16 protein-coding genes are annotated in these 20,681 nt (G+C 68.4%); 8 read left to right on the forward strand and 8 right to left on the reverse strand.

The window, feature by feature from the left end:
• Positions 1–34: 34 nt before the first annotated feature.
• A complete protein-coding gene (gene aceA, locus BO221_RS01210) occupies positions 35–1,321 on the reverse strand; it encodes an isocitrate lyase (protein ID WP_073558495.1) in 1,287 nt (428 codons plus the stop codon).
• A 77-nt stretch (positions 1,322–1,398) separates the two neighbouring features.
• The gene (gene aceB, locus BO221_RS01215) at positions 1,399–3,045 is read right to left on the reverse strand and encodes a malate synthase A (protein ID WP_073558496.1); all 1,647 of its coding nucleotides are present in this window, start codon (positions 3,043–3,045) and stop codon (positions 1,399–1,401) included.
• A 259-nt stretch (positions 3,046–3,304) separates the two neighbouring features.
• Between aceB and BO221_RS01220 the strand changes: the two genes are divergently transcribed.
• From BO221_RS01220 to BO221_RS01230, 3 genes are all read left to right on the forward strand, one after another.
• Positions 3,305–3,670 carry a PspC domain-containing protein gene (locus BO221_RS01220; RefSeq protein ID WP_073558497.1) on the forward strand — a complete coding sequence of 122 codons (366 nt, stop codon included), beginning with the start codon at positions 3,305–3,307 and terminating at the stop codon, positions 3,668–3,670.
• Between the two features lie 181 nt (positions 3,671–3,851).
• Entirely contained in the window at positions 3,852–4,415 is a 564-nt protein-coding gene (locus tag BO221_RS01225) for a Uma2 family endonuclease (protein WP_073559388.1), read from the forward strand.
• Positions 4,416–4,506: 91 nt separating this feature from the next.
• Entirely contained in the window at positions 4,507–5,073 is a 567-nt protein-coding gene (locus tag BO221_RS01230) for a Uma2 family endonuclease (RefSeq protein WP_073559389.1), read from the forward strand.
• Here BO221_RS01230 and BO221_RS01235 read toward each other — a convergent pair whose 3' ends face one another.
• Entirely contained in the window at positions 5,074–5,556 is a 483-nt protein-coding gene (locus tag BO221_RS01235) for an MOSC domain-containing protein (protein WP_073559390.1), read from the reverse strand.
• A gap of 74 nt (positions 5,557–5,630) precedes the next feature.
• Entirely contained in the window at positions 5,631–6,338 is a 708-nt protein-coding gene (locus tag BO221_RS54725; protein WP_158079769.1) for a hypothetical protein, read from the reverse strand.
• A gap of 396 nt (positions 6,339–6,734) precedes the next feature.
• On the opposite strand from BO221_RS54725, the gene fumC reads away from it, so the two are divergent.
• Entirely contained in the window at positions 6,735–8,132 is a 1,398-nt protein-coding gene (fumC, locus tag BO221_RS01245) for a class II fumarate hydratase (RefSeq protein WP_073558499.1), read from the forward strand.
• A gap of 51 nt (positions 8,133–8,183) precedes the next feature.
• On the opposite strand, the gene BO221_RS01250 is transcribed toward fumC, so the two are convergent.
• From BO221_RS01250 to BO221_RS01260, 3 genes are all read right to left on the reverse strand, one after another.
• Complete coding sequence (locus BO221_RS01250) at positions 8,184–8,813, reverse strand: hemolysin III family protein (RefSeq protein WP_369864110.1); 630 nt, start codon at positions 8,811–8,813, stop codon at positions 8,184–8,186.
• A gap of 306 nt (positions 8,814–9,119) precedes the next feature.
• Positions 9,120–10,886: a family 43 glycosylhydrolase gene (locus BO221_RS01255; RefSeq protein WP_083680625.1), complete on the reverse strand. Its 1,767-nt coding sequence runs from the start codon at positions 10,884–10,886 to the stop codon at positions 9,120–9,122.
• Positions 10,887–10,985: 99 nt separating this feature from the next.
• Positions 10,986–13,361 (reverse strand): glycoside hydrolase family 88 protein, encoded by a 2,376-nt coding sequence (locus tag BO221_RS01260; RefSeq protein ID WP_073558500.1) that lies wholly within the window; start codon positions 13,359–13,361, stop codon positions 10,986–10,988.
• 475 nt (positions 13,362–13,836) lie between these two features.
• Between BO221_RS01260 and BO221_RS01265 the strand changes: the two genes are divergently transcribed.
• The 3 genes from BO221_RS01265 (at position 13,837) to rnk (ending at position 16,916) form a co-directional block, all read left to right on the forward strand.
• The gene (locus BO221_RS01265; protein ID WP_073558501.1) at positions 13,837–15,642 is read left to right on the forward strand and encodes an SLC13 family permease; all 1,806 of its coding nucleotides are present in this window, start codon (positions 13,837–13,839) and stop codon (positions 15,640–15,642) included.
• A gap of 343 nt (positions 15,643–15,985) precedes the next feature.
• Entirely contained in the window at positions 15,986–16,456 is a 471-nt protein-coding gene (locus tag BO221_RS01270; protein ID WP_073558502.1) for a CBS domain-containing protein, read from the forward strand.
• Between the two features lie 52 nt (positions 16,457–16,508).
• Entirely contained in the window at positions 16,509–16,916 is a 408-nt protein-coding gene (gene rnk, locus BO221_RS01275) for a nucleoside diphosphate kinase regulator (RefSeq protein WP_073558503.1), read from the forward strand.
• A 78-nt stretch (positions 16,917–16,994) separates the two neighbouring features.
• Here rnk and eutB read toward each other — a convergent pair whose 3' ends face one another.
• Positions 16,995–19,394 carry an ethanolamine ammonia-lyase subunit EutB gene (gene eutB / locus BO221_RS01280; protein WP_233165567.1) on the reverse strand — a complete coding sequence of 800 codons (2,400 nt, stop codon included), beginning with the start codon at positions 19,392–19,394 and terminating at the stop codon, positions 16,995–16,997.
• 163 nt (positions 19,395–19,557) lie between these two features.
• Between eutB and BO221_RS01285 the strand changes: the two genes are divergently transcribed.
• Entirely contained in the window at positions 19,558–20,673 is a 1,116-nt protein-coding gene (locus tag BO221_RS01285; RefSeq protein WP_073558504.1) for a D-TA family PLP-dependent enzyme, read from the forward strand.
• Positions 20,674–20,681: the final 8 nt, after the last annotated feature.

Below are 20,681 nucleotides of genomic sequence, written 5' to 3' on the forward strand. Positions count from 1 at the left end.
CGTCACCCGGGTTGCCCCCGCCCCGTGACCCCAATCAGAACTGGTGGGCCTCGGTGGAGTCGTTCAGCGCGAGGGTGCTGGAGCAGCCGCCGGAGATGACCTCGGCGACCTTGTCGAAGTAGCCGGTACCCACTTCACGCTGGTGGCGGGTGGCGGTGTAGCCGTCCTTCTCGGAGGCGAACTCCTGCTGCTGCATCTCCGAGTAGGCGGCCATGCCGCGGTCGCGGTAGTTCCGGGCCAGCTCGTACATCGAGTAGTTGAGGGCGTGGAAGCCGGCGAGCGTGACGAACTGGAACTTGTAGCCCATGGCGCCGAGCTCACGCTGGAACTTCGCGATGGTCTTGTCGTCCAGGTTCTTCTTCCAGTTGAAGGAGGGCGAGCAGTTGTAGGCCAGGAGCTTGTTGGGGAACTTCTTGCGGATGCCCTCGGCGAACTTCTTGGCCTGGTCGAGGTCCGGGGTGCTGGTCTCGCACCAGATGAGGTCCGCGTAGGGCGCGTAGGCGAGGCCGCGGGCGATGGCGCACTCCAGGCCGCCCTTGAGGCGGTAGAAGCCCTCGGCCGAGCGGCCCGCCTTGCGGTCGATGAAGGCGTGGTCGTACTCGTCCGCGTCGCTCATCAGCAGCTTGGCGCTGTCGGCGTCCGTGCGGGCCACGAGGATGGTGGGCACGCCCATCACATCCGCGGCCAGGCGCGCGGCCGTCAGGGTACGGATGAAGTTGTTGGTGGGCACGAGCACCTTGCCGCCCATGTGGCCGCACTTCTTCTCGCTGGCGAGCTGGTCCTCGAAGTGCACGCCCGCGGCGCCCGCTTCAATCATCGACTTCATCAGCTCATAGGCGTTGAGCGGCCCGCCGAAGCCGGCCTCCGCGTCGGCCATGATGGGGGCGAACCAGTAGCGGTCGCGCTTGCCCTCGGCGCAGTCGATCTGATCCGCGCGGCGCAGGGAGGCGTTGATGCGGCGCACCACGTTGGGGACGCTGTCCACCGGGTAGAGGCTCTGGTCCGGGTACATCTGCCCGGCGGTGTTGGCGTCGGCGGCGACCTGCCAGCCGGACAGGTAGATGGCCTCGAGGCCGGCGCGCACCATCTGCACGGCCTGGTTGCCGGTGAGGGCGCCGAGTGCGTGCACATAGTCCTTGGTGTGGAGCAGCTCCCACAGCCGCTTGGAGCCCATCTCCGCCAGCGTGTAGCTGATGCGGATGGAGCCACGCAGCTTCTCGACGTCTACCTGCGAATAGTTGCGGGTGATGCCCTCGAAACGCTGGGTGTGCAGCTTGGCGTGGGGCGAGGCGTCATTCGTGGTCGTCACGGCGTCGTACATGGTCAGCTCCTCAGTCGATAGGTATGAACCAGGATTGGGAAGTGGAAGGACCGTGGGTTGCTGCTGGGGCACGCCCGCTAGCCGTGCGTCATCAGCGCCTCGTAGGCGGGCAGGGTGAGGAAGTCCTCGAAGCGGGGCGCGGTGGAGAGCTTCTCGAAGAGCTCACGCGCCTCCTTCATCCGCTCGGCGCCGTAGCGCTCGGTGGCGCCCTCTCCTTCGATGCGCTTCATCTCCTCGGCGAGCACCTGGCGGAAGCGCTCCAGGGTGACGGGCTTGCCGTCGGCGAGGGGCACGCGGTGGTGGATCCACTGCCACACCTGGGCGCGGGAGATCTCCGCGGTGGCCGCGTCCTCCATGAGGTTGTAGAGCGGCACGCAGCCCAGGCCCCCGAGCCACGCGGCCAGGTACTGCACGCCCACGCGGATGTTGTGGCGCAGGCCCTCCTCGGTGCGCGAGCCCTCGGGCATGGCGATGAGGTCCGCCTCGGAGATGCGCACGTCCGGGCGCTTCTTGGAGAGCTGGTTGGGCCCGGGCATGTGCTGGTCGAAGAGGGCGCGGGCCACCGGGACGAGGCCGGGGTGGGCCACCCAGGTGCCGTCGTGGCCGTCGCGCACCTCGCGCTCCTTGTCCGCGCGCACCTTGGCCATCACCGCGTCGTTGGCGGCCGGGTCTCCCTTGATGGGGATGAAGGCCGCCATGCCGCCCATGGCGTGCACGTTGCGGCGGTGGCACACCTGGATGAGGCGCAGCGAGTAGTTGTGCAGGAAGGCCTTGTCCATGGTCACCTGCCCGCGGTCGGGCAGGACGAACTTCGGGTCGGCCTGGAGCTTCTTGATGAAGCTGAAGATGTAGTCCCAGCGGCCGCAGTTGAGGCCCGCCGAGTGCTCGCGCAGCTCGTAGAGGATTTCGTCCATCTCGAAGGCGGCGGGCAGCGTCTCGATGAGGACGGTGGCCTTGATGGAGCCGCGGGCGATGCCCAGCTCGCTCTGGGCCAGGTGGAACACGTCGTTCCACAGCCGGGCCTCCAGGTGGCTCTCCATCTTGGGCAGGTAGAAGTAGGGGCCGCTGCCCTTCTCCAGCAGGGCGCGCGCGTTGTGGAAGAAGTAGAGGCCGAAGTCGAAGAGCGAGGCGGACACGGGCTTGCCGTCCACCACCATGTGGCGCTCCAGCAGGTGCCAGCCACGCGGGCGGGCCAGGAGCACGGCCGTCTTCTCGTGGAGGGCGTAGTGCTTGCCGTTGTCGGCGGTGTAGCTGATGGTGCCGCGCACCGCGTCGCGCAGGTTGAGCTGCCCGCGCACCACGTTGTCCCAGGTGGGGCTGTTGGCGTCCTCGAAGTCCGCCATGAAGACGTTGGCCCCCGAGTTGAGCGCGTTGATGATCATCTTCCGGTCCACCGGGCCGGTGATCTCCACGCGCCGATCCATCAGGTCCTGGGGCAGGGGAGCGACGGTCCACTCCGACTCCCGGATGTCCTTCGTCTCGGGGAGGAAGCGGGGCCGCTCGCCCTGGTCATAGGCGGCCTGCACCGCCTTGCGCCGCTCCAGGAGGGCCTCGCGCCGGGACCCGAAGGTACGCGCCAGCTTCGCCACGAACTCCAGGGCCTCGCGCGTGAGGATGGGGGCGTAATCCGGATGCCAGGCCCCCTGGAGGGCGATGCCCTGTCCCACGGTCCCTTGCCCTTCGGGACGTTGCGCATTGGGGGAAGAGGGAACGGCCGCGTCCATGCGAAGCTCCTTGACGGGGTGCGTTGTAAAACCGGTGGACGGCCACCAATCTGTGTCCGCTTCGAGGAAGTGTGAAGTCCCCGTGGCCAGAAGTCGACAGATTTGTAAGGGTGTCAACACACTTGGGATTAAATTTGTAAATTCACCGGCCTGAAAAACGGCGGAGCGGCGCCGTGCCATGCAATGGGGGGCGGGGCGGTGCGTAGGGAGGGAGGAGGCCGGAGAGGGCACAGGGGCCTCCAAGAGGAGCGGAGCCATCATGGAAGAGACGAAGCAGTGCGTGGCGTGCAGGATGGACATCCGGGGGGATGCCACGAAGTGCCCGCACTGCCGGGAGCGGCAGACGTCGGGCGAGCCGATGCACCGAGGGGGGCACGGGCGGGTGGTGGCGGGGGTGTGCCTGGCGCTGGCGAGGCTGCTGAGCCTGGACGTGGCGCTGGTGCGGGTGGCCTTCGTGCTGGCGCTGGTGATGACGGGCGGGGCGGCGCTGGGGTTCTACGTGCTGCTGTGGGCGCTCACGCCGCCGTCGGTGATGGGGCAGGCGCCGGTGCGGCGGGTGATGGGGTGGGTGGGGAAGACGGGGGGCGCGCCCGTGGAGGAGCCGCGGGTGGAGCGCCGGGTCTGAAGGCCCACCGCTGGTAATTTTGTAAAAGCGTACTCCCCCTCTCCCCCTGGGAGAGGGCGGGGGTGAGGGCCGGCGACAGGATGTCAGAGGTCAGGTTCATCCTGGCCGCATGAATCCGGAGACCGGTGGGGAATGGGGAGAGCGGCTTGCGGCCGCCGAGGTGGGACTGCATCCTGTGGATATGAGCGACGAGCGGTCGCGCCGGGATGCGCTGTACGCGGAGCTGGAGAAGCTCCCACCCAACGTCGTAGGTGAGATTGTCGGGGGCGAGCTGTACGCGAGCCCGCGGCCCGCTTCGCCGCACACGCGGGCGGCTTCGCGGCTCGGAGGGGAACTGCTGGGACCGTTCGACCGGGGGCGGGGTGGCCCCGGGGGCTGGGTCATCCTGCACGAGCCGGAGCTGCACCTGGGCGAGGACGTGCTGGTGCCCGACCTGGCGGGCTGGCGCCGGGAGCGGATGCCGGAGATGCCGCACACGGTGGGCGTCACACTGGCGCCGGACTGGGCTTGCGAGGTGCTCTCTCCTTCCACGGCCAGGCTCGATAGAGCTCGAAAAATGGCCGTGTACGCACGCGAGGGCGTGAGGCACTTCTGGCTCGTGGACCCCCTGCTGCAGACGCTGGAGGTCTACCGTCTGGAGAGCGGCCGCTGGTCACTGTTGGGCACGCATGCCGGAGTGGTGACGGTGCACGCGGAGCCGTTCGAGGCGCTGGCCCTGGAGTTGGGCGCGCTCTGGGAGCGGTGAGATGGCCAGACGGATTCCCGAGAATCTGCCGGAGGGCAAGCAGCCACCACCGCGGCTTGATGCGGCTGGCACCGGGGCACATGCTGCCTCCATGGCCGACAAGCCGCCCCGGCGTGAAGCGACCTACGCGGACCTGGAGGAACTCCCGCCCAACGCCGTGGGAGAAATCATCGGAGGGGAGCTGTACGTGAGCCCCCGGCCGAGGCCCAGGCATGCCCGGGCGGCCTTCCGGCTTTGCAATGCCCTGGGTCCATTCGACCGGGATCCGGGTGAGGAAGGGCCCGGAGGGTGGGTTCTCCTCATCGAGCCCGAATTGCACCTGGGAGACGAGGTCTTGGTTCCGGACCTGGCCGGATGGCGTCGCGAGCGCATGCCCGCTCTCCCCGATGACGTGGGAATCGAGCTCGCTCCGGACTGGGTCTGCGAGGTGCTCTCTCCTTCCACGGCCATGCTTGATAGGAACTGGAAGATGGGCGCGTACGCTCGCGAGGGGGTGAATCACCTATGGCTCGTGGATCCCTCGGCCCGAGCGCTGGAGGTGTTCCGGCGGGAGGGCGGCGGTTGGTCGATGCTGGGCACTCACGTGGGTGAGGTGGCGGTGCGGGCCGAGCCCTTCGAGGCGTTGGCCCTGGAGTTGGGCCGCCTCTGGAGGCGTTGATCAGGGCAGCTTGGGGCGGATGGGGCGGGGCACGTCCGGGTTGACGTCGAGCAGGCGCACGCCGTCTCCCTCGCGCACCGTGCCTCCGCGCAACACCCTGGCCAGCTGGCCCCGCTGCCCCCAGGAGTCCTTGAGCAGGCCCGGGCGGATGCGCTCGAGCTTCGAGCAGGGCACGCAGGGCTCGGTCAGCTCCACCACCACCTCGCCGCCAAGTGCCAGGCGCTGCCCTGGCGGCAAGGCCTCCAGCGGCAGTCCGGAGATGACCACGTTCTCCTTCAACTCGCCCGGCACGAGCCGCAACGCGACATGGGAGGCCTCGTCGAGCAGCAGGAGTTGCCGCTTCCCGTTGGGCTTCTTCTTCCCATGGCGGTCGCCCACGAAGCCCCGGCCCTCCACGGCCTGGGCCTCGGGGACGCGCTTCATGGGGGTGCCCCGCTCCTGGGCGAGGAGCAGGGCGCGGATGGTGCCTGCGGGAGTCTCCACACCGTGAATCCTGTCCAGCGCCTCGTCCCACCGCAAGCCGGGGCCCTCCCGGGCGGGCACCGGCTCCTCCTCCGTCAGGAACCGCAGGCGTACCGGTAGGAGCTGCGGATGGGCGACTCCATCCCGGAGCTGTCACGCACCTTGAAGTCGACGATGAGCTGATCATCCTCGAAGACGATCATCGCGGAGACGGACTCGTCGGAGGACGGCAGGCCCATGCTCTTGAGCCCGGACGTGGGCTGGGGGCAGTAGTAGCTCCTGCTGAAGGTGCCCTGGAGCCAGCCCTGGGGCACGATCGTGTTGCTCCCGGCGTACTGGATGCGCGCCTGCCAGAACGGGGTGGGGGAGCCACTGCCGCCGCTCCCGCTTCCAGTGCAGGTGACATAGGCGCCGGAGCGCGAGCAGGTGAGCGAGGCGGTGGGGCAGGCCTGGGTGAAGGTGCCGCTGGTCGACGAGACGCCGGTCGCCGTGCACCAGGCGAAGTTGTTGGTGGTGCTGTCGTAGACGGCGGGGTAGGCCTTCACCATGAAGGTGTGCGAGCCGCAGCTCACCGGGCCGTCGTTGAAGTTCCACGAGCCCGAGCGGTTGCTGTCACCCAGGATGCCCTGGGGCCCGCCCCGTTTGACGCCGTCGATGAAGTACTCCAGCACCACCGAGTTGGAGGGATAGTTCACCGACCAGGCGCCGCCGCCGGAGAACACGCCGCCGTACGAGCTGTAACCCTGGGTGTTGATGGAGGCGCTCGCTCCGGCGCAATCCAGGGCCGCTTCCTGCGTGCTCATGGCCTCCCCGGCCTCGAGTCCGCCTCCGCAGGCGGTCAGCAGGAGCCCGGACAGTAGCGCCCCCAGGGGTGAACGAATGGACTCACGTGGCATCGCGGCTTCCTCCAGGAGGTTGAGATGGAAACCCTTTCATGATTTACCAGTAAAAGGTTTAAATCAAGTGAAACATGACAGGTGGGATGTAACTGAAGGCGACTCAGCGCGCCGCCGGGGCCGTGGCGCCCCGGGGTAGAGCAGCGGCGCGAAGCCCAGCACCGCGCCGGTGGAGAGGACGGACGGCGCGGGAATGTCCACTTCCAGAACGCGGCCCGGGGGCGTGTCGCACCGGGAAACGGATGCGGAGCGGTGGGAGGGGGCTCGTGTTATCGCACCGGCTTCCTCCGAGGAGGCAGCCACATGAGCAACCAGAACGTCCGCATCGAGAAGGACACGTTCGGTCCCATCGAGGTCCCAGCCGATCGCCTGTGGGGCGCGCAGACGCAGCGCAGCCGGCAGAACTTCGCCATCTCCACCGAGCGCATGCCGCCCGCGCTCATCCGCGCCCTGGTGCAGGTGAAGAAGGCGGCGGCCATCGTCAACATGGAGAACGGCACCCTGCCCAGGGACAAGGGCGAGGCCATCGTGAAGGCCGCCAACGAGGTGCTCGACGGCCAGCATGACGAGGAGTTCCCGCTGCTGGTGTGGCAGACGGGCAGCGGCACCCAGACGAACATGAACGTCAACGAGGTGCTGGCCAACCGCGCCTCGGAGCTGCTCGGGGGCGAGCGCGGCGAGGCGCGCAAGGTGCACCCCAATGACGACGTCAACAAGGGGCAGAGCTCCAACGACGTCTTCCCCACCGCCATGAGCGTGGCCGCGGCGGAGGCCGTGGTGCGCAACGTCCTGCCCGAGCTGCTGGCGCTGCGCGACGTGCTCGCCGAGCGGTCGGAGAAGTTCCGGGACATCGTGAAGATTGGCCGCACGCACCTGCAGGACGCCACGCCGTTGACGTTGGGCCAGGAGTTCAGCGGCTACGTGGCGCAGCTCGAGCACGCGCGCAAGCACCTCGAGCTCTCCCTGCCGCACCTGTCCGAACTGGCGCTCGGCGGCACCGCGGTGGGCACGGGCCTCAACGCGCCCAGGGGCTTCGCCGAGCGCGTGGCCCAGGAGCTCGCCCGCCTCACGGGCCACCCCTTCGTCACCGCGCCCAACAAGTTCGAGGCGCTCGCGGCCAATGACGCGCTGGTGCACGCCCATGGCGCGCTCAAGGGCCTGGCCGCCGCGCTCTTCAAGATCGCCAACGACGTGCGCTGGCTGGCATCGGGGCCTCGCTCGGGCATCGGGGAGATCACCATCCCCGAGAACGAGCCGGGCAGCTCCATCATGCCGGGCAAGGTGAACCCCACCCAGTCGGAAGCGCTCACCATGCTGTGCGCGCAGGTGATGGGCAACGACGTGGCCATCTCCCTGGGCGGCGCGTCCGGCAACTTCGAGCTGAACGTCTTCAAGCCGCTGCTCGCCCACAACTTCCTGCAGAGCTGCCGGCTGCTGGCGGACGGCATGCGCAGCTTCCGGCTGCATTGCGCGGTGGGCATCGAGCCGAACCTGCCCCGCCTCAAGGAGAACCTGGAGCGCTCGCTGATGCTCGTCACCGCGCTCAATCCGCACATCGGCTACGACAACGCGGCGAAGATCGCCAAGAAGGCGCACAAGGAGGGCAAGACGCTCAAGGAGGTGGCGGTGGAGCTGGGCCTGCTCACCCCCGAGCAGTTCGACCAGTGGGTGCGCCCGGAGAAGATGACCGGCAACCTTTAGCGAGGTGCCGTGGATGCTCCCTCTCCCTCTGGGAGAGGGTTGGGGTGAGGGTCACCCGCCCCACAACACGTCGAGGATGACGGCGTAGTGCACGGAGGCCGCGGTGATGACCATGAGGTGGAAGATCTCGTGGTAGCCGAAGACGGTGGGGGAGGGGTTCGGCCATCTGCGCGCGTAGACTGCGGCGCCCAGGGCATAGATGACAGCCCCGAAGACGAGCCACCCGGCACGCGCCGCGCCAATGACGGCTGGCAGCCGCAGCATCACCGGGAATGACACCGTGCCCAGCACGACATAGAGCAGGGAGCGGAGCCCGGGCGGCCCGGACCTGCCCAGCAGCGCGAGCCCGGCCCCCGTGAGGGCGGCGATCCACATCACCCAGAGCATCGTCGGGCCCCAGCCTCCCTCCGCGTCCAGCATGGCCACGGGCGTGAAGGTCCCCGCGATGAGGCCATAGATGGCCGCATGGTCGAACCGCTGGAGGCGCCGGCAGGTGGCGGGGTTCCAGTTGGGGCAGTGGTACGTCGCGCTGATGCCAAACATCAGCACGAGGCTGGCGCCGAACACCAGGCCGGCCAGGTACCGCACGCCCTGCGCCGGAGCCAGGACAAGGAAGAAGCACCCGGCGAGCGCCGCCACGAACGCGAACGCGTGCGACACACCGCGCAGCCTGGGCTTCACTTCGTCTTCCAAAAGGGACCCGACACGCTCTTGGGAAGCCATGACCTCTTCGTACGCATGGCAGGTCATCGTTGTGTCAGCGCAGGCCATCCCACGGTCCGAGCGTGCACTTCTGGCGCCTGGGAATGCCGCCCCGTGCACACTGGGGTGTCCGTGTGCTGGGCGTGAACTGGGCCATCCGAAGACTCCGGGCGCGGTCTCTCAAAACTTGTCCAACTGTTGGACAAGTTCGTGAAGAGCGCGCCCGGGAGGGGGGGGCGAGGTGCGGTCCGCTCCCGTCCGCCTTCTCGAGGACTTCGGGGCTCGTCAGGGGATGACGATGGGCACGTGCATGCTCTTGCCGTCGTAGGCCGTGGCGCCGCAGCGTGCGCGGCTCCAGTCGCCGTTCATCGCCGTGCAGATGCGGAAGTTGCTGATGTTGGAGATGGCCACGTTGATGCCCGGGGTGTCACACCGGCCGCTGTAGGTCCAGGCGAGGGCCCGGTTGACGGAGGTGACGCCGATGCAGGGGCCGATCCACGCGCCCGTGTCGCGCCGCTGCACGTCGATGGAGTACTGGGCGTTCGTCTCCTCCTCGCTCCACGTCAGGTCCACGAAGGGCGTGGTGCCACCGGGCAGCTCCAGCAAGACGTCATCCGAGACGCCGTCATAGGCCTTCTCCACGAAGGGCCCCCACACGCCGTTGTTCGAATAGAAGATGCGGAAGGCGGCGATGTCGCCCTTGTTCACCATGCGGCTGTTCGCGCTGGGGCACACTCCGTTGAAGACGGTCTTGTTGGCGGTGCCGATGATGCCGACGGCGCTGCACGGGCCCACCGTGGTCCCATCGCGCAGCACCACGTCCAGCGAGTAGCTGTACCCCGCCAGCCTCGTCCAGCGGATGTTGACCTGGTTGAGCGAGTGCAGCGAGCCATCCGGCTTGAAGGCCATGCGCTGCTTGTAGGTGCTGCGCGAGGTGAAGGTGCCCGCGGGCTGGAAGACACCCTGGTGGAAGATGTTGAAGTACTCGCCGCGGCGGTCCACCACCACGTTGTGGCCATGGCTCTGGATGAGCGCTCCGGAGGCGTTGCGCATCGCCTGGGAGAGCGGCCGCACCGCGCGCGACCGGTTCAGCGCGGGCAGCGAGTCCCCCATGATGTAGTTCATGGCGTACTGGCTGTTGTACCAGCCGGTGCTGAAGAACAGGTAGTAGAGGCCGTTGCGCTTGAGGAGCTCGGGAGCCTCGTTGATGCCCTCCTCGTGCGCGGGGGTCGCGGAGATCGCCGGGCCGGTGTGGTTGTAGACCGTGGCCGGGGCCGCGAGGTTGAACGAGGAGATGTTGTTGCCGTTCTGGAACCACACATAGAAGAGCCAGCTGCCCGACGTGTCATTGAACGTGGCCGCGTCGATGCGGATGTTCCGGTTGCAGCCCTGCGCCGTGCACGCCGAGCCGATGGTGGTGCGCGGAAGGGTGGTGTTCGGGTTGATGGGCCGGGGGGCGCCGAAGTTGAGGTTCAGGTCGGACGCCGAGGCCACGAAGGTCGTCACGTCCTGGCCGGACGCCGGGCAGGCCATGCCGTTGGGCACCCGCTGGGCCGAGAAATAGAGGTTGTAGACGCCGTTGGCCTTGCCGAGGTCCGGCGCCCAGATCATGCAGTAGTCGTAGGCCGGGTCCGCCACCGAGGGGTCGTAGCCGCGCTTGAAGCGGAAGCTCGACAGGTCATTGGTTTCGTAGATGGGCACGGTCCGCGCGTCGCCGGTGCCCGTGAGGAAGAACAGGTCATCGTTCTCCTTGTGGACGTCCGGGTCCGCGAGCCCCGGGACGAGCAGCGTGCGCGCGTAGAAGTTGGAACCGCGCGTGGCGCACGAGGAACCCGTGAAGCCCTCGTCGCAAACGCAGACCGCGCTCCCGGCGTTGTCCCTACAGACGCCATGTCCGCCGCAGGTGACGCCATCACAGACGAGCGCCTGGGTGAGGGTCGATGATGCGCCGTCAGCCTCGGGCGAGAGGCTGGCGTCCTCCACGCCTCCACAACCAGCGGTCAGCGCGAGGGCGATGAATGGAACGAGTCTTGGGGGGATGCGGGGAAGCATGGCTCTCCTGGGGGACATCAGACGGGGGTGTACTCCGACTCGTACACCTCCCCTCTCCATGATTTCCAGTTTTTCTTGGAAAGCCAGCTTGCCTCTGCGTTATCGCGCGGACGATGATCGGCGCCGGCGGCTCGCCCCCAGCAATCCGAGCAGCAGGGCGGCGGCCACGAACGGAGCGCCAGACGCGGTGGTGCAGCCCAGGATGTCATCGTCGGTTCTGGGCTCGTCGACGGGAGGAATCTGGTCCGGCGACTCCGGCTCCTGGGGCTCCGGTGTGTCGGGCGTCGCGGGGGCGGTCCCGGTCCGGACGGTGTGTCCCCGCACCCGGAACTCGGTCTCGTTCACGCCACTCTTGAGCGCCACCTTGCCGAGGTCATCGGTGGGAGGCGCGCCTGCGCGGAATGCGAAGCGGTCGGCCACGAGCACCTCGCTGCCTCCGGGCGGTGTCACCCAGACGCTGTACGTCTTGGCCCCCAGGTCCGTCCGCATGCGCACGTGGTAGGTGGCATTGGCCTGGTAGGGCACGTTGGCGAGCGCGGCGTACTCCTCGCCCCGGCGCACATCGAAGAAGCCGCTCGGGTTCAGGCGGATGCTCATGGCCAGACTGGCGTAGCCGGTGACGGTGGTGGACGTGTCCGCGTAGCCGATGACACCGTCGATGGGCCGGGCGAGCGGCGTCACGTCGAACTCGGTCACCCGGACGCCGGTGTTGCCCGTCCCCAGGTCATGTACGCTCCCGGGCCAGCTGAGCGTCGAGAGCCATTCCGTCACCGTGCCCTCGGCCCTCACACCGTGGTTGCGCACCCGGAACTCGTCATCGAAGTGGCCACTCTTGAGCGCCACCTTGCCGATGTCATCCGTGGGAGGTGCGTCGGAGCGGAAGGCGAAGCGGTCGGCTATGAGCACCTCGCTGCCTCCGGGAGGTGTCACCCAGACGCTGTAGTTCCTCGCGCCCAGGTCCACGCGCATGCGCACGTGGTAGGTGCTGTGGGCCTCGTAGGGCACGTTGGCGATCGCGGTGTACTCCGCGCCCCGGCGCACGTCGAAGAAGCCGCTCGGGTTCATGCGGATGCTCATGGCCAGGCTGCTGTAGCTGGTGACGTTGGTGGACGTGTCCGCGTAGCCGATGACGGCGTCGATGAACTTGCTGAGCGGGGTCACGTCGAACTCGACCACGCGCACGCCGGTGTTGCCGGGCCCCAGGGTGCGCAGGCTGGCGGGGAAGCTCAGTTTCGAGAGCCAGCCGCCCGCGTTCCACAGCTTGAAGCGGCTCACCGCCTCGACGAAGTAGTAGTCCCCGTAGATGAGGCTCACGTCGATGTCCTCGCCCGCCGGCTTGATGGCCGTCTTGTAGAAGGCGGTGCCGTGCAGGAGGATGCCCGGGCTGTCGCTGGTGGTGGGCGTGAGGTAGGCCGGGGAACTGAGGCTGTCGAGCATGGCCAGGGCCGCGTTGCGGTAGCGCTGGGCCGCGGCCGGGTCGCTGACGTACTGGCTCAGCTCCAGGAGCGCCGAGGCGACGATGGCGGCGGCCGAGGAGTCCTTCTGCTGCTGGTCCGCCGGTGCGTTGAAGTCCCAGTTGGGCACGGAGTCCGCGGGTAGCCGGGCCAGGTAGTAGTCGGTGGTCCGCTGGGCGCCCTGCAGCATGCGCGCGTCCCGCGTGTACCGGTACGCCATGGTGAAGCCATAGATGGCCCAGGCCTGCCCCCGGGACCAGGTGGAGCTGTCGGAGTAGCCCTGGAACGTGCTTCGCGAGCGGATGCCGCCCGAGGTGTTGTAGTCCACCACGTGGAAGGTGCCGCCGTCGGGACGGACCATGTCATTCAGGGTCTTCAGGGCATGGCTCAGCGCCATGTCGTTCCAGGCGGCATTGCCTCCATTCCGGGCGCCCCAGAAGAGCAGCTCCAGGTCCACCATCGTGTCCGTGACCATGGGGACCTGCCAGACGCTGTCATTCCAATCGCAGCAGTCGATGACGCCCACCGCCGGGTTGTAGCGCCGGGCCATGGACGCCGCGGCCGTCAACATCACCTGCCGGTAGTAGTCATCTCCCGTCAGCCGGTACCCCTGGCCGAAGCTGGTCATGAACTTGAAGCCCAGGTCATGGGTGATTTGACGGATGTCGGGGTTGCTCTTCTGGATTTCCAGGCTGCGCGTCCACGCATCCGCCCGGGAGCGCCAGAAGGAATCCCTCCCCGGCTCGTACATGAGCCAGAGCTGGCCCGGGAAGAAGCCCTGGACCCAGTCGATGTTGGCGGTGTTGGGGACGAGCCTCCACGGACCCTCGGTGGTGGCCTTGGGATATTGGCTCGTCGGAATCGCCGGGTTCGTGGCCGTGGCTCGCAGCTTCTGTTGGGCGTGCAGCAGGACACGGTCCGCCGTGGCGTCATCGAAGGCGCGGGCGGGTGCCGCCGCGAACACGCAGAGGAAGCCCGCGAGCCACCATGAGAAAGATTTTTCCCTGATTCCACCCACCATGCCCACTCTCCCTGTGCCCCGTGGTCCAGGGAAGATGGTGTGTGTGTGGGAGATGGCCAATGCCCCCATGGGCAAGGATGCGTCCAGGCCTCGACGTTCGCTCCCCCTGGATTGCCCCCGAGAGGAGGAAGAAACCTGGCGCAGCGGCGGTTGGCCAGGAGGAGACGATGTGGACTGAGCATCGTCTTGGACCCAGGAAAGCCGAGATGCGCATGTTGCCGCCCCCAGCCCACAACAAGAGCGAGATGCCTTGGGCTGGGCCGTGCCGGCGCTCGTGCGTGCTCCACGGGGCCGCGGCCTGGCTCCTCGTCCGCACCGCCGTTCCTCTCGCCTAGAGGCGCGGGCGGTCGTTGAACGAGGAAGAGCACTCGTCACTCACGTTCCCAACTCCCCTCATAGGTCCGGAGTCTACGCGCCCCCAGCTCGAGGTGAGGTGGGCCCGCGGCCAGTGGGGTCCCCTCAGGAGCAATTCAAGATGACTGGGATTGCACTCGTACTGGCCGTCGTGTTCATCGCCATCGTCCTCTTCTCCATCGAGGCGATTCCCCTCGAGGTGACGGCCCTCGCCGTCGTCTGCCTGCTCGCGCTGACGGGGGTGCTGACGCCGTCGGAGGCCTTCGCCGGGTTCTCCAACGAGACGGTCATCTTCATCTTCGCGCTCCTGGCGATGACGCAGGGTTTGTCGGCGACCGGGGTGATGCATCGGGCCGGCAACTGGCTGGCCCACCTCGGCCGGCTCGGCTCACGGGGATTCATGCTGGGGCTGATGCTGCTGGTGGCGGCGTTCTCGGCCTTCGTCCCCAACACGGTCACCACGGCGGCGCTCCTCCCAGCGGCACTCCGAGGCGCGAAGGCGGCTGGCTTGCGCAGGAGCAAGGTGCTCATGCCGCTCGCCTTCGCCTCCATGCTGGGCGGAATGAGCTTCCTGTATGGGACCTCGACGAATCTGGTGATCTCCGCGCGTCTCGACGAACTCGGGCTGGGCCCCATCGGCCTCGTTGAGCTCACTCCGGCCGGTCTGCCCGTGGCGCTCCTCGGTGTCGCCATCATCTTCCTGCTGGCGCCGGTGGTCCTCCCCACCCGGACGAGCGTCCGCGAGGAGGAGGGGCAGGCACGGGCCTTCATCACCGAGGCGTACGTGCCTCGACGCTCGCGTCTCCCCGGCAAGCAGCTCTCCTGGCTCGAGCGTTGGCTTGGGTTGGAGGTCGTGGCCGTCATCCGGGAGGCCCAGCGGTTGGACCCCGAGCCCGGGCTCGTCCTCGAGCGCGAGGACCGTCTGCTGCTCGTTGGCCGGCGCCAGGACATCCTGCGCATCCGGCACTTGCGTGGGCTGGTGCTGCGCCACGAGCTCGAGGTTCAGGAGGCGCGGCGCGGGCGGGAGCCCGTGCTCGCGGAGGCGCTCGTTCCTCCTGACAGCGAGCTCGTCGGAACCACCGTGAGGGAGGCCCGGTTCGCGGAGCGTCATGGCGTGTGCCTGCTCGCGCTGCATCGGCACCCGTCCATCCAGGTGCACTCGGAGCCACCCACCCCCCGGTTCCCTCGTGACGTGAAGCTGTATCCGGGAGACGGGTTGCTGCTGGTCGGGCCGCGTGAGTGCCTGCGGGAGCTCGCGCGCGAGCCTTCGCTCCTGCTGTTGCCCGACATCGAGGAACTGGAGGCTCCACGCCACTCCAAGGCGTTCCTCTCCCTCACCATCTTCGTCACCGCACTCGTGCTCGGCTCGGTAGGGCTCGTCCCGCTGTCCGTCGCGGGTGTGGCGGGAGTCCTCCTCATGGTCCTCACCGGCTGTCTGGATCCGAAGCATACATTCCGAATCGACTGGCGGGTGGTGCTGTTGATTGGCTCGATGATGGCGCTTGGCCTCGCCGTGGAGAAGAGCGGGGCGGGAGGATTCCTCGGAGGCCTCGCGGCGAACGTCGCTGACATCGGGGGCCCGCGGCTGGTGCTGCTCTGTCTCATGCTGCTGACCGTCATCCTCTCCATTCCGATGAGCAACCAGGCCGCCGCGCTCGTGACGTTGCCGCTGGGGCTGAGCGCCGCCGCGGGACTGGGCGTGAACCCCCGCACGTTCGCCATGGGGATCGCACTCGCTGCCTCGTGCTCGTTCATCACCCCGCTCGAGCCGAGTTGCATGCTGGTGTACGGCCCCGGGCGCTATCGGTTCAGCGACTTCTTCCGGCTCGGCGGGCCCCTCACCGCGCTGATGCTCGGCGCGCTTCTCGTCCTCGTCCCCTGGGTCTGGCCGATGGAGGCGCACGGCCTGTCTGGCGGGGTGGGGTGAGACTGGGAACATCCCGCTGCTTTCAGGCGTTGTAAGGGGAGGGCCGGCGAGGCCCCCCTGGGAGCCACCGGCTCCATCCACCTCACAGGAGCTTCGACGTGCGCACGTGTCCAACCCTCACTTCGTTCCGCATTCGCTCGGACGGGCGGGGTTTGCGTGCGCCTCGCTCCGTGATGCACAGGGCAGCCGCCTGGCTTGGGGCTCCGGCCGTCGTTTCTCGCTAGCCGGGAACCGCTGACGGCCGAAACGAGCCTGATGACCCACGTCCCGCGTACGCGGCCCGCCGCGCCTGGCCGAGGCCTGTCCGCGCCACGCGTCCACACCTTTCCCACAGGAGCTTTCCATGTCCATGTTCGTTCACGAGCTCATGCTCAACGACGTTCCCGTGCTCGCCCCCAGGGTCACGCTGCGCGAGGCCTCAGCGCGAATGTTTCGCTCGGGCCGGGATCTCCTCGTCATCGCGGACGCGGAGCGAGTCCACGGACTGGTGACGATGCGCCGTCTCATTTTGGGCGCGGAGGCCGCGGCCCAGGGGTATCCCATTCATGGGGTGGGTGACCTGGCCAGCAGCCGTTTCGTCCTCGCACGTGAGGACGAGCACCCCGAGCAGCTCGCCCCGCGCATGGTGCGCGCCGGTGTCCGCCGCGCCGTTGTCGCCGGCGAGGACGGGAAGGTGTCGGGCGTCGTCACGGCCCTGGAGCTCGCACGCGCGGAGCGGCGCCGGTGGAGGCGTCTGCGTGCCGTGGAGCTCTCGTCCGAGGACTCGTTTCCGGCAAGTGACCCACCCTCGTGGACTGGCGCCGTGGCCGGCTGAGCCATCCCTGATCCTTCAACCGCTTCTCCAGAATCAGAAGAGAGGACGAACCATGACCCGGAACCCGCGAATCCTCATCAGCCGTTCGGACTTCGACAGCCTCCAGCGCCTCATCGAGCAGCATGGGTATGGGCGAGACGCGCTCCTCATCGAGCGTCTCGACCAGGAGCTCGCCCGCGCGGAGGTAGTGGAGCAGGTGCCACCCGGCGTCGTGGCGATGAACAGCACCGCGGTCTTCGAGGAGGAGGAAACGGGCACGCGCCGCCAGCTCAAGCTCTGCTACCCGCGGGAGGCTCGGGCCGAGGAGGGCTGCATCTCCGTCCTCGCGCCCATCGGCAGCGCGCTGCTCGGACTCTCCGAGGGGCAGCTCATCGAGTGGGAGGTCCCCGGTGGCCGCCGGCGGCTGCGCGTCGTGGCGGTGCTCGCGCAGCCCTGCGCCCCCGAACGGCCTGCCGCATGAAGGGGTGGGGAGGCAGCCCCTCGCGCCATGCCCGCGGGGGCCCCCATGAGGCTGCCGAGGACGCCACCTCGGCGAATGTCATGCGGCGGTGAGCCGCTCGAGGATCCTCACCGTGTCCACCGCGGCGGTGGAGGGGGAGAGGGCCGTGTCGGCGATACCGGACACCACGCGGGTGATGTCGTGGTCCACCTCGCCCTCGCGGGACCAGGTGCTCACCTTGGGCGTGGTGATGTAGACGGAGTAGGCGTGGTGCCCCGAGCCGGGCCGCTCACCGATGATGTGCAGGATGGCCCGGTGCGAGTCCGTGTCCGGGAGCGAGCCGTACAGCACCTCGCCGATGTGGTAGCCGGCGCGCACGCGTCCGGACCGGACCACGATGGGCTGAGGCGCCACCTCGTAGCCCGCGGCCGCCAGCTCCGTGCGCACCCGCTCCAGGTACGGCGCGAGGTGTCCCTCGTCCGTGAGCGCGTAGGCGTTGAGCCCGTCGGAGATGACGAGCTGCACGTCGTACTGGCCCGCATGCGTGTCCCGCAGGCGCCGCAGGGACTCCACGGCTTCGTCGGTGAGCTGCTCGCCCGTGGGCGGGTGGAGGATGTAGTCCTCGCGATCCTTGGAGCCGGTGACCACGGAGACGGCACCGGACGACAGCGTGCTCGCGAAGGTGTCGGGCAGCTCGGCGTGGATGCTCTTCTTCGCGTCGTCGTAGAGGTAGCGGATCTCCCGGTCCAGGTCCGGGTTCAGGTCCCACCGGTGGGTGCCGTGGCCCTCGGCGAGCCATACGCCGCGCTGGCGCACCTGGGCCATCTGCCTCCGGGCCTCGGTGAGCAGCTCCTCGTCCGGGCGCGTGTCGCCCTTGCGCCGCTGGTATCGCAGGTACACCCAGGTGGGGTCGCCGAAGTGCGCGGTGGGGCGGCCCTCCGCGTCGAGGATGCCGAGCTCCTGGAAGAAGGCCCACATCCGGTCATCCACCTTGTAGCCGAAGCGCTCGCGGATGCGGACGTGGTCCTGGAACGCCGTGGTCAGGTAGCTGAGCATCGGATCATTCTTGGTGGGCAGCGCCATGAGGTAGGCGGGGTTGGCCGGCATGATCTGCTCCAGGCACCAGTCGAGGTCATCCAGGTTGACCTCCATGTGCAGCGTGGAGCAGACGTCCAGGCCGAGCGTGAGCCCGTGCAGCTTGCCCATGACGATGTCCTCGAGGCAGCAGCGCACGAGCTGCTCGCGGGTGCGGAACACCTCCGGGCCGATGAAGCCGGCCACGTCGTTGAGGTGCACCCAGGGCGCGGCCGGTCTGCCCGCGCCGAGCTGGGCCTGGGCCACGCGCTGCTGGAGCACGCGGGCGAAGCCGTACTTGCGCGACTCGTGCACCACCATGTCGAAGCCGTTGCCGTGGCCGTTGGTGCCGTCGGCGCCCTGGCCCGTCTCGAAGTAGAGGCCGTACTTGCCCGTGCGTGCGGCCGCGTGCCCGAGCATCTTGGGGAGCGTGACGTCGAACGTCTGGTTGGCGCCCTCGGTGCCGCCGAGGCTCTGGAACCAGAGGGCGGTGGAGCCGGGCTCGAGCTTCTCCACCTCGGCCTGGATGTCGATGTGGGACAGCACGCAGTGGGGCATCACGTTCGCGATGCCGAACGTCTCCAGGACGTCCCGGAGCGTGTTCTCCACCGTGCGCACCGACTCCACCTCGCTGGAGACGGGGTTGGTGCCGAGCAGCACGTCGCCCACGGCGAAGGCCCAGCCGTTGAAGACCTGCCAGCGGATGTCCTCGGGGTGGTCCGTGGGCGAGTTGGGCTGGATGCGCGCGCCCAGGTAGCCCTTGGAGCCGATCCGGCTGCCGGGCAGCGGGTTGAAGACCTTGCTGCCCACGGCGATGAGCTCCTCGTTGCTCATCAGCTTCACGACGCAGCCAATGATGTCGCTGCTCAGCCCGGACATGATGGATTTGATCTCCGCCTCGCTCCGGTCGAGGAGGAAGCGCTCGAGCTCGCCCATGGTCCAGTCCTTCACGGAGTCCGCCGCCGAGGTGTCCACGCCCTGCTCGATGAGCGTGAAGAGCCCGTCCTCGAAGAGCGGATGGGCGCGCAGGTCGCCGATGCGTGTGTTGGACAGGAGGAGGCGCGCGTTGGCGCGGGAGGTGTCGTCCGCGGCGGCCAGGTGCGCGGCCTCGTCACCTTCCTTGTACTCGTTGGCCGCGCCGATGAGCTGTTTGTAGAGCGTCGGGTCGAAGCCACCCCGCGTGCGATCCAGGTATTGGAAGAGGCTCTCTCCCTCCTTCACCGAGGGAACGTAGACACCGGGCGGAGGTGGAGCGGGCGGCTTGACGTCCTCGCGGCAGGAGGCGAGGGCGAGCGCGGAGCCACCGAGCATCACCGACTTCATGAAGGTCCGGCGGCGCATCACCACGGGGTCCCAGCGAGGACTCGGAGGCGTGGGATTGCGCTGCGCGCCACGGCGTGGCCGGACCCGGTGCATCGTCTTCATGGCTGTCCCCTTGGTTGGATGGGGATGATTCTAGGAGGCGCCCCGAGGCCCCGGGCAAAGCGGACCCGTCTGACTTTGCCCACTGGTGATCGTTGCGCCCCACCCGGGACGAAGCAGAACGATTCGTTGACGGTGTGAACCAGGAGTACCGTCCGGAGCACTTATGAGCCATCCCTCCCTGGACAGCATCGAGACCCCCGCGGCACTGGTGGACGAGGACCGCCTGGAGAAGAACCTCCAGAAGGCGGCGGTGTACGTGCGCGAGCACGGGCTGCGGTGGCGGCCCCACACGAAGACGCACAAGGTGCCGGAGCTGGCGGCGAGGCAACTCCAGGCCGGAGCCTCTGGCGTCACGGTGGCCACGCCGCGAGAGGCCGAGGTGATGGGGGCAGTGGCCGGCGATGTGCTCCTGGCCTACTCGCCCGTGGGTGCCTCCAAGCTGGCGCGATTGATGGCGCTGCCCGGACGGGTGCGGCTCTCGGTGGCGGTGGACTCCCGGGAGGCGTTGGCCGGACTGGCCGAGGCCGCTCGTGGGGCGGGGCGCCGCGTGGGTGTGTTGGTGGAACTGGACCTGGGGATGCGCCGCGTGGGCGTGCCAACGCCAGAGGAGGCGGTGACGCTGGCGCGTGAGGCCGCCGGGACGCAGGGGCTCGAGTACCTGGGCGTGATGTTCTATCCGGGACACATCCGCATGCCGCTGGCCGAGCAGGGCCCGGCGCTCGCGGAGGTGTCGCGGCGGCTGGGCACGTTCCTGGAGGCGCTCAAGGCCGCGGGGTTGAAGCCGGGCATCGTGAGTGGTGGCTCCACGCCCACGCTCTGGCGCTCGCACGAGGTGGTGGGGATGAATGAGATCCGTCCTGGCATCACGCCCTTCTTCGACCGGGCGAGCGCGTGGATGGGCGCGTGTGGCTGGGACGAGGTGGCCTACTCGGTGCTGGCGACGGTGGTGAGCACGGCGGTGCCGGGACAGGCCGTCATCGACGCGGGCTCCAAGGCGCTGGCGAAGGAGGAACTACCGGTGGGTGGCTACGGCGCGTTGCTGGAGCGCCCCGACGTGGTGGTGCATGCGTTGTCCGAGGAGCACGGGATGCTGGACCTGTCGCGGACCGCGTGGAGGCCGCGTGTGGGCGAGCGGGTGCGGGTGGTGCCCAACCACGTCTGTGTCTCGGTGAACCTTCAGGACGAGCTGTGGGCCGTGCGCGGTGGGCAGGTGGTGGGCCGCTGGGACGTGACGGGGCGAGGACGGGGAACATCGTCCAGGTGCGCAAGCGGACCGTGAAGACATGA

The sequence above is a fragment of the Archangium sp. Cb G35 genome, from assembly GCF_001896145.1.
Classification (GTDB): domain Bacteria; phylum Myxococcota; class Myxococcia; order Myxococcales; family Myxococcaceae; genus Archangium; species Archangium violaceum.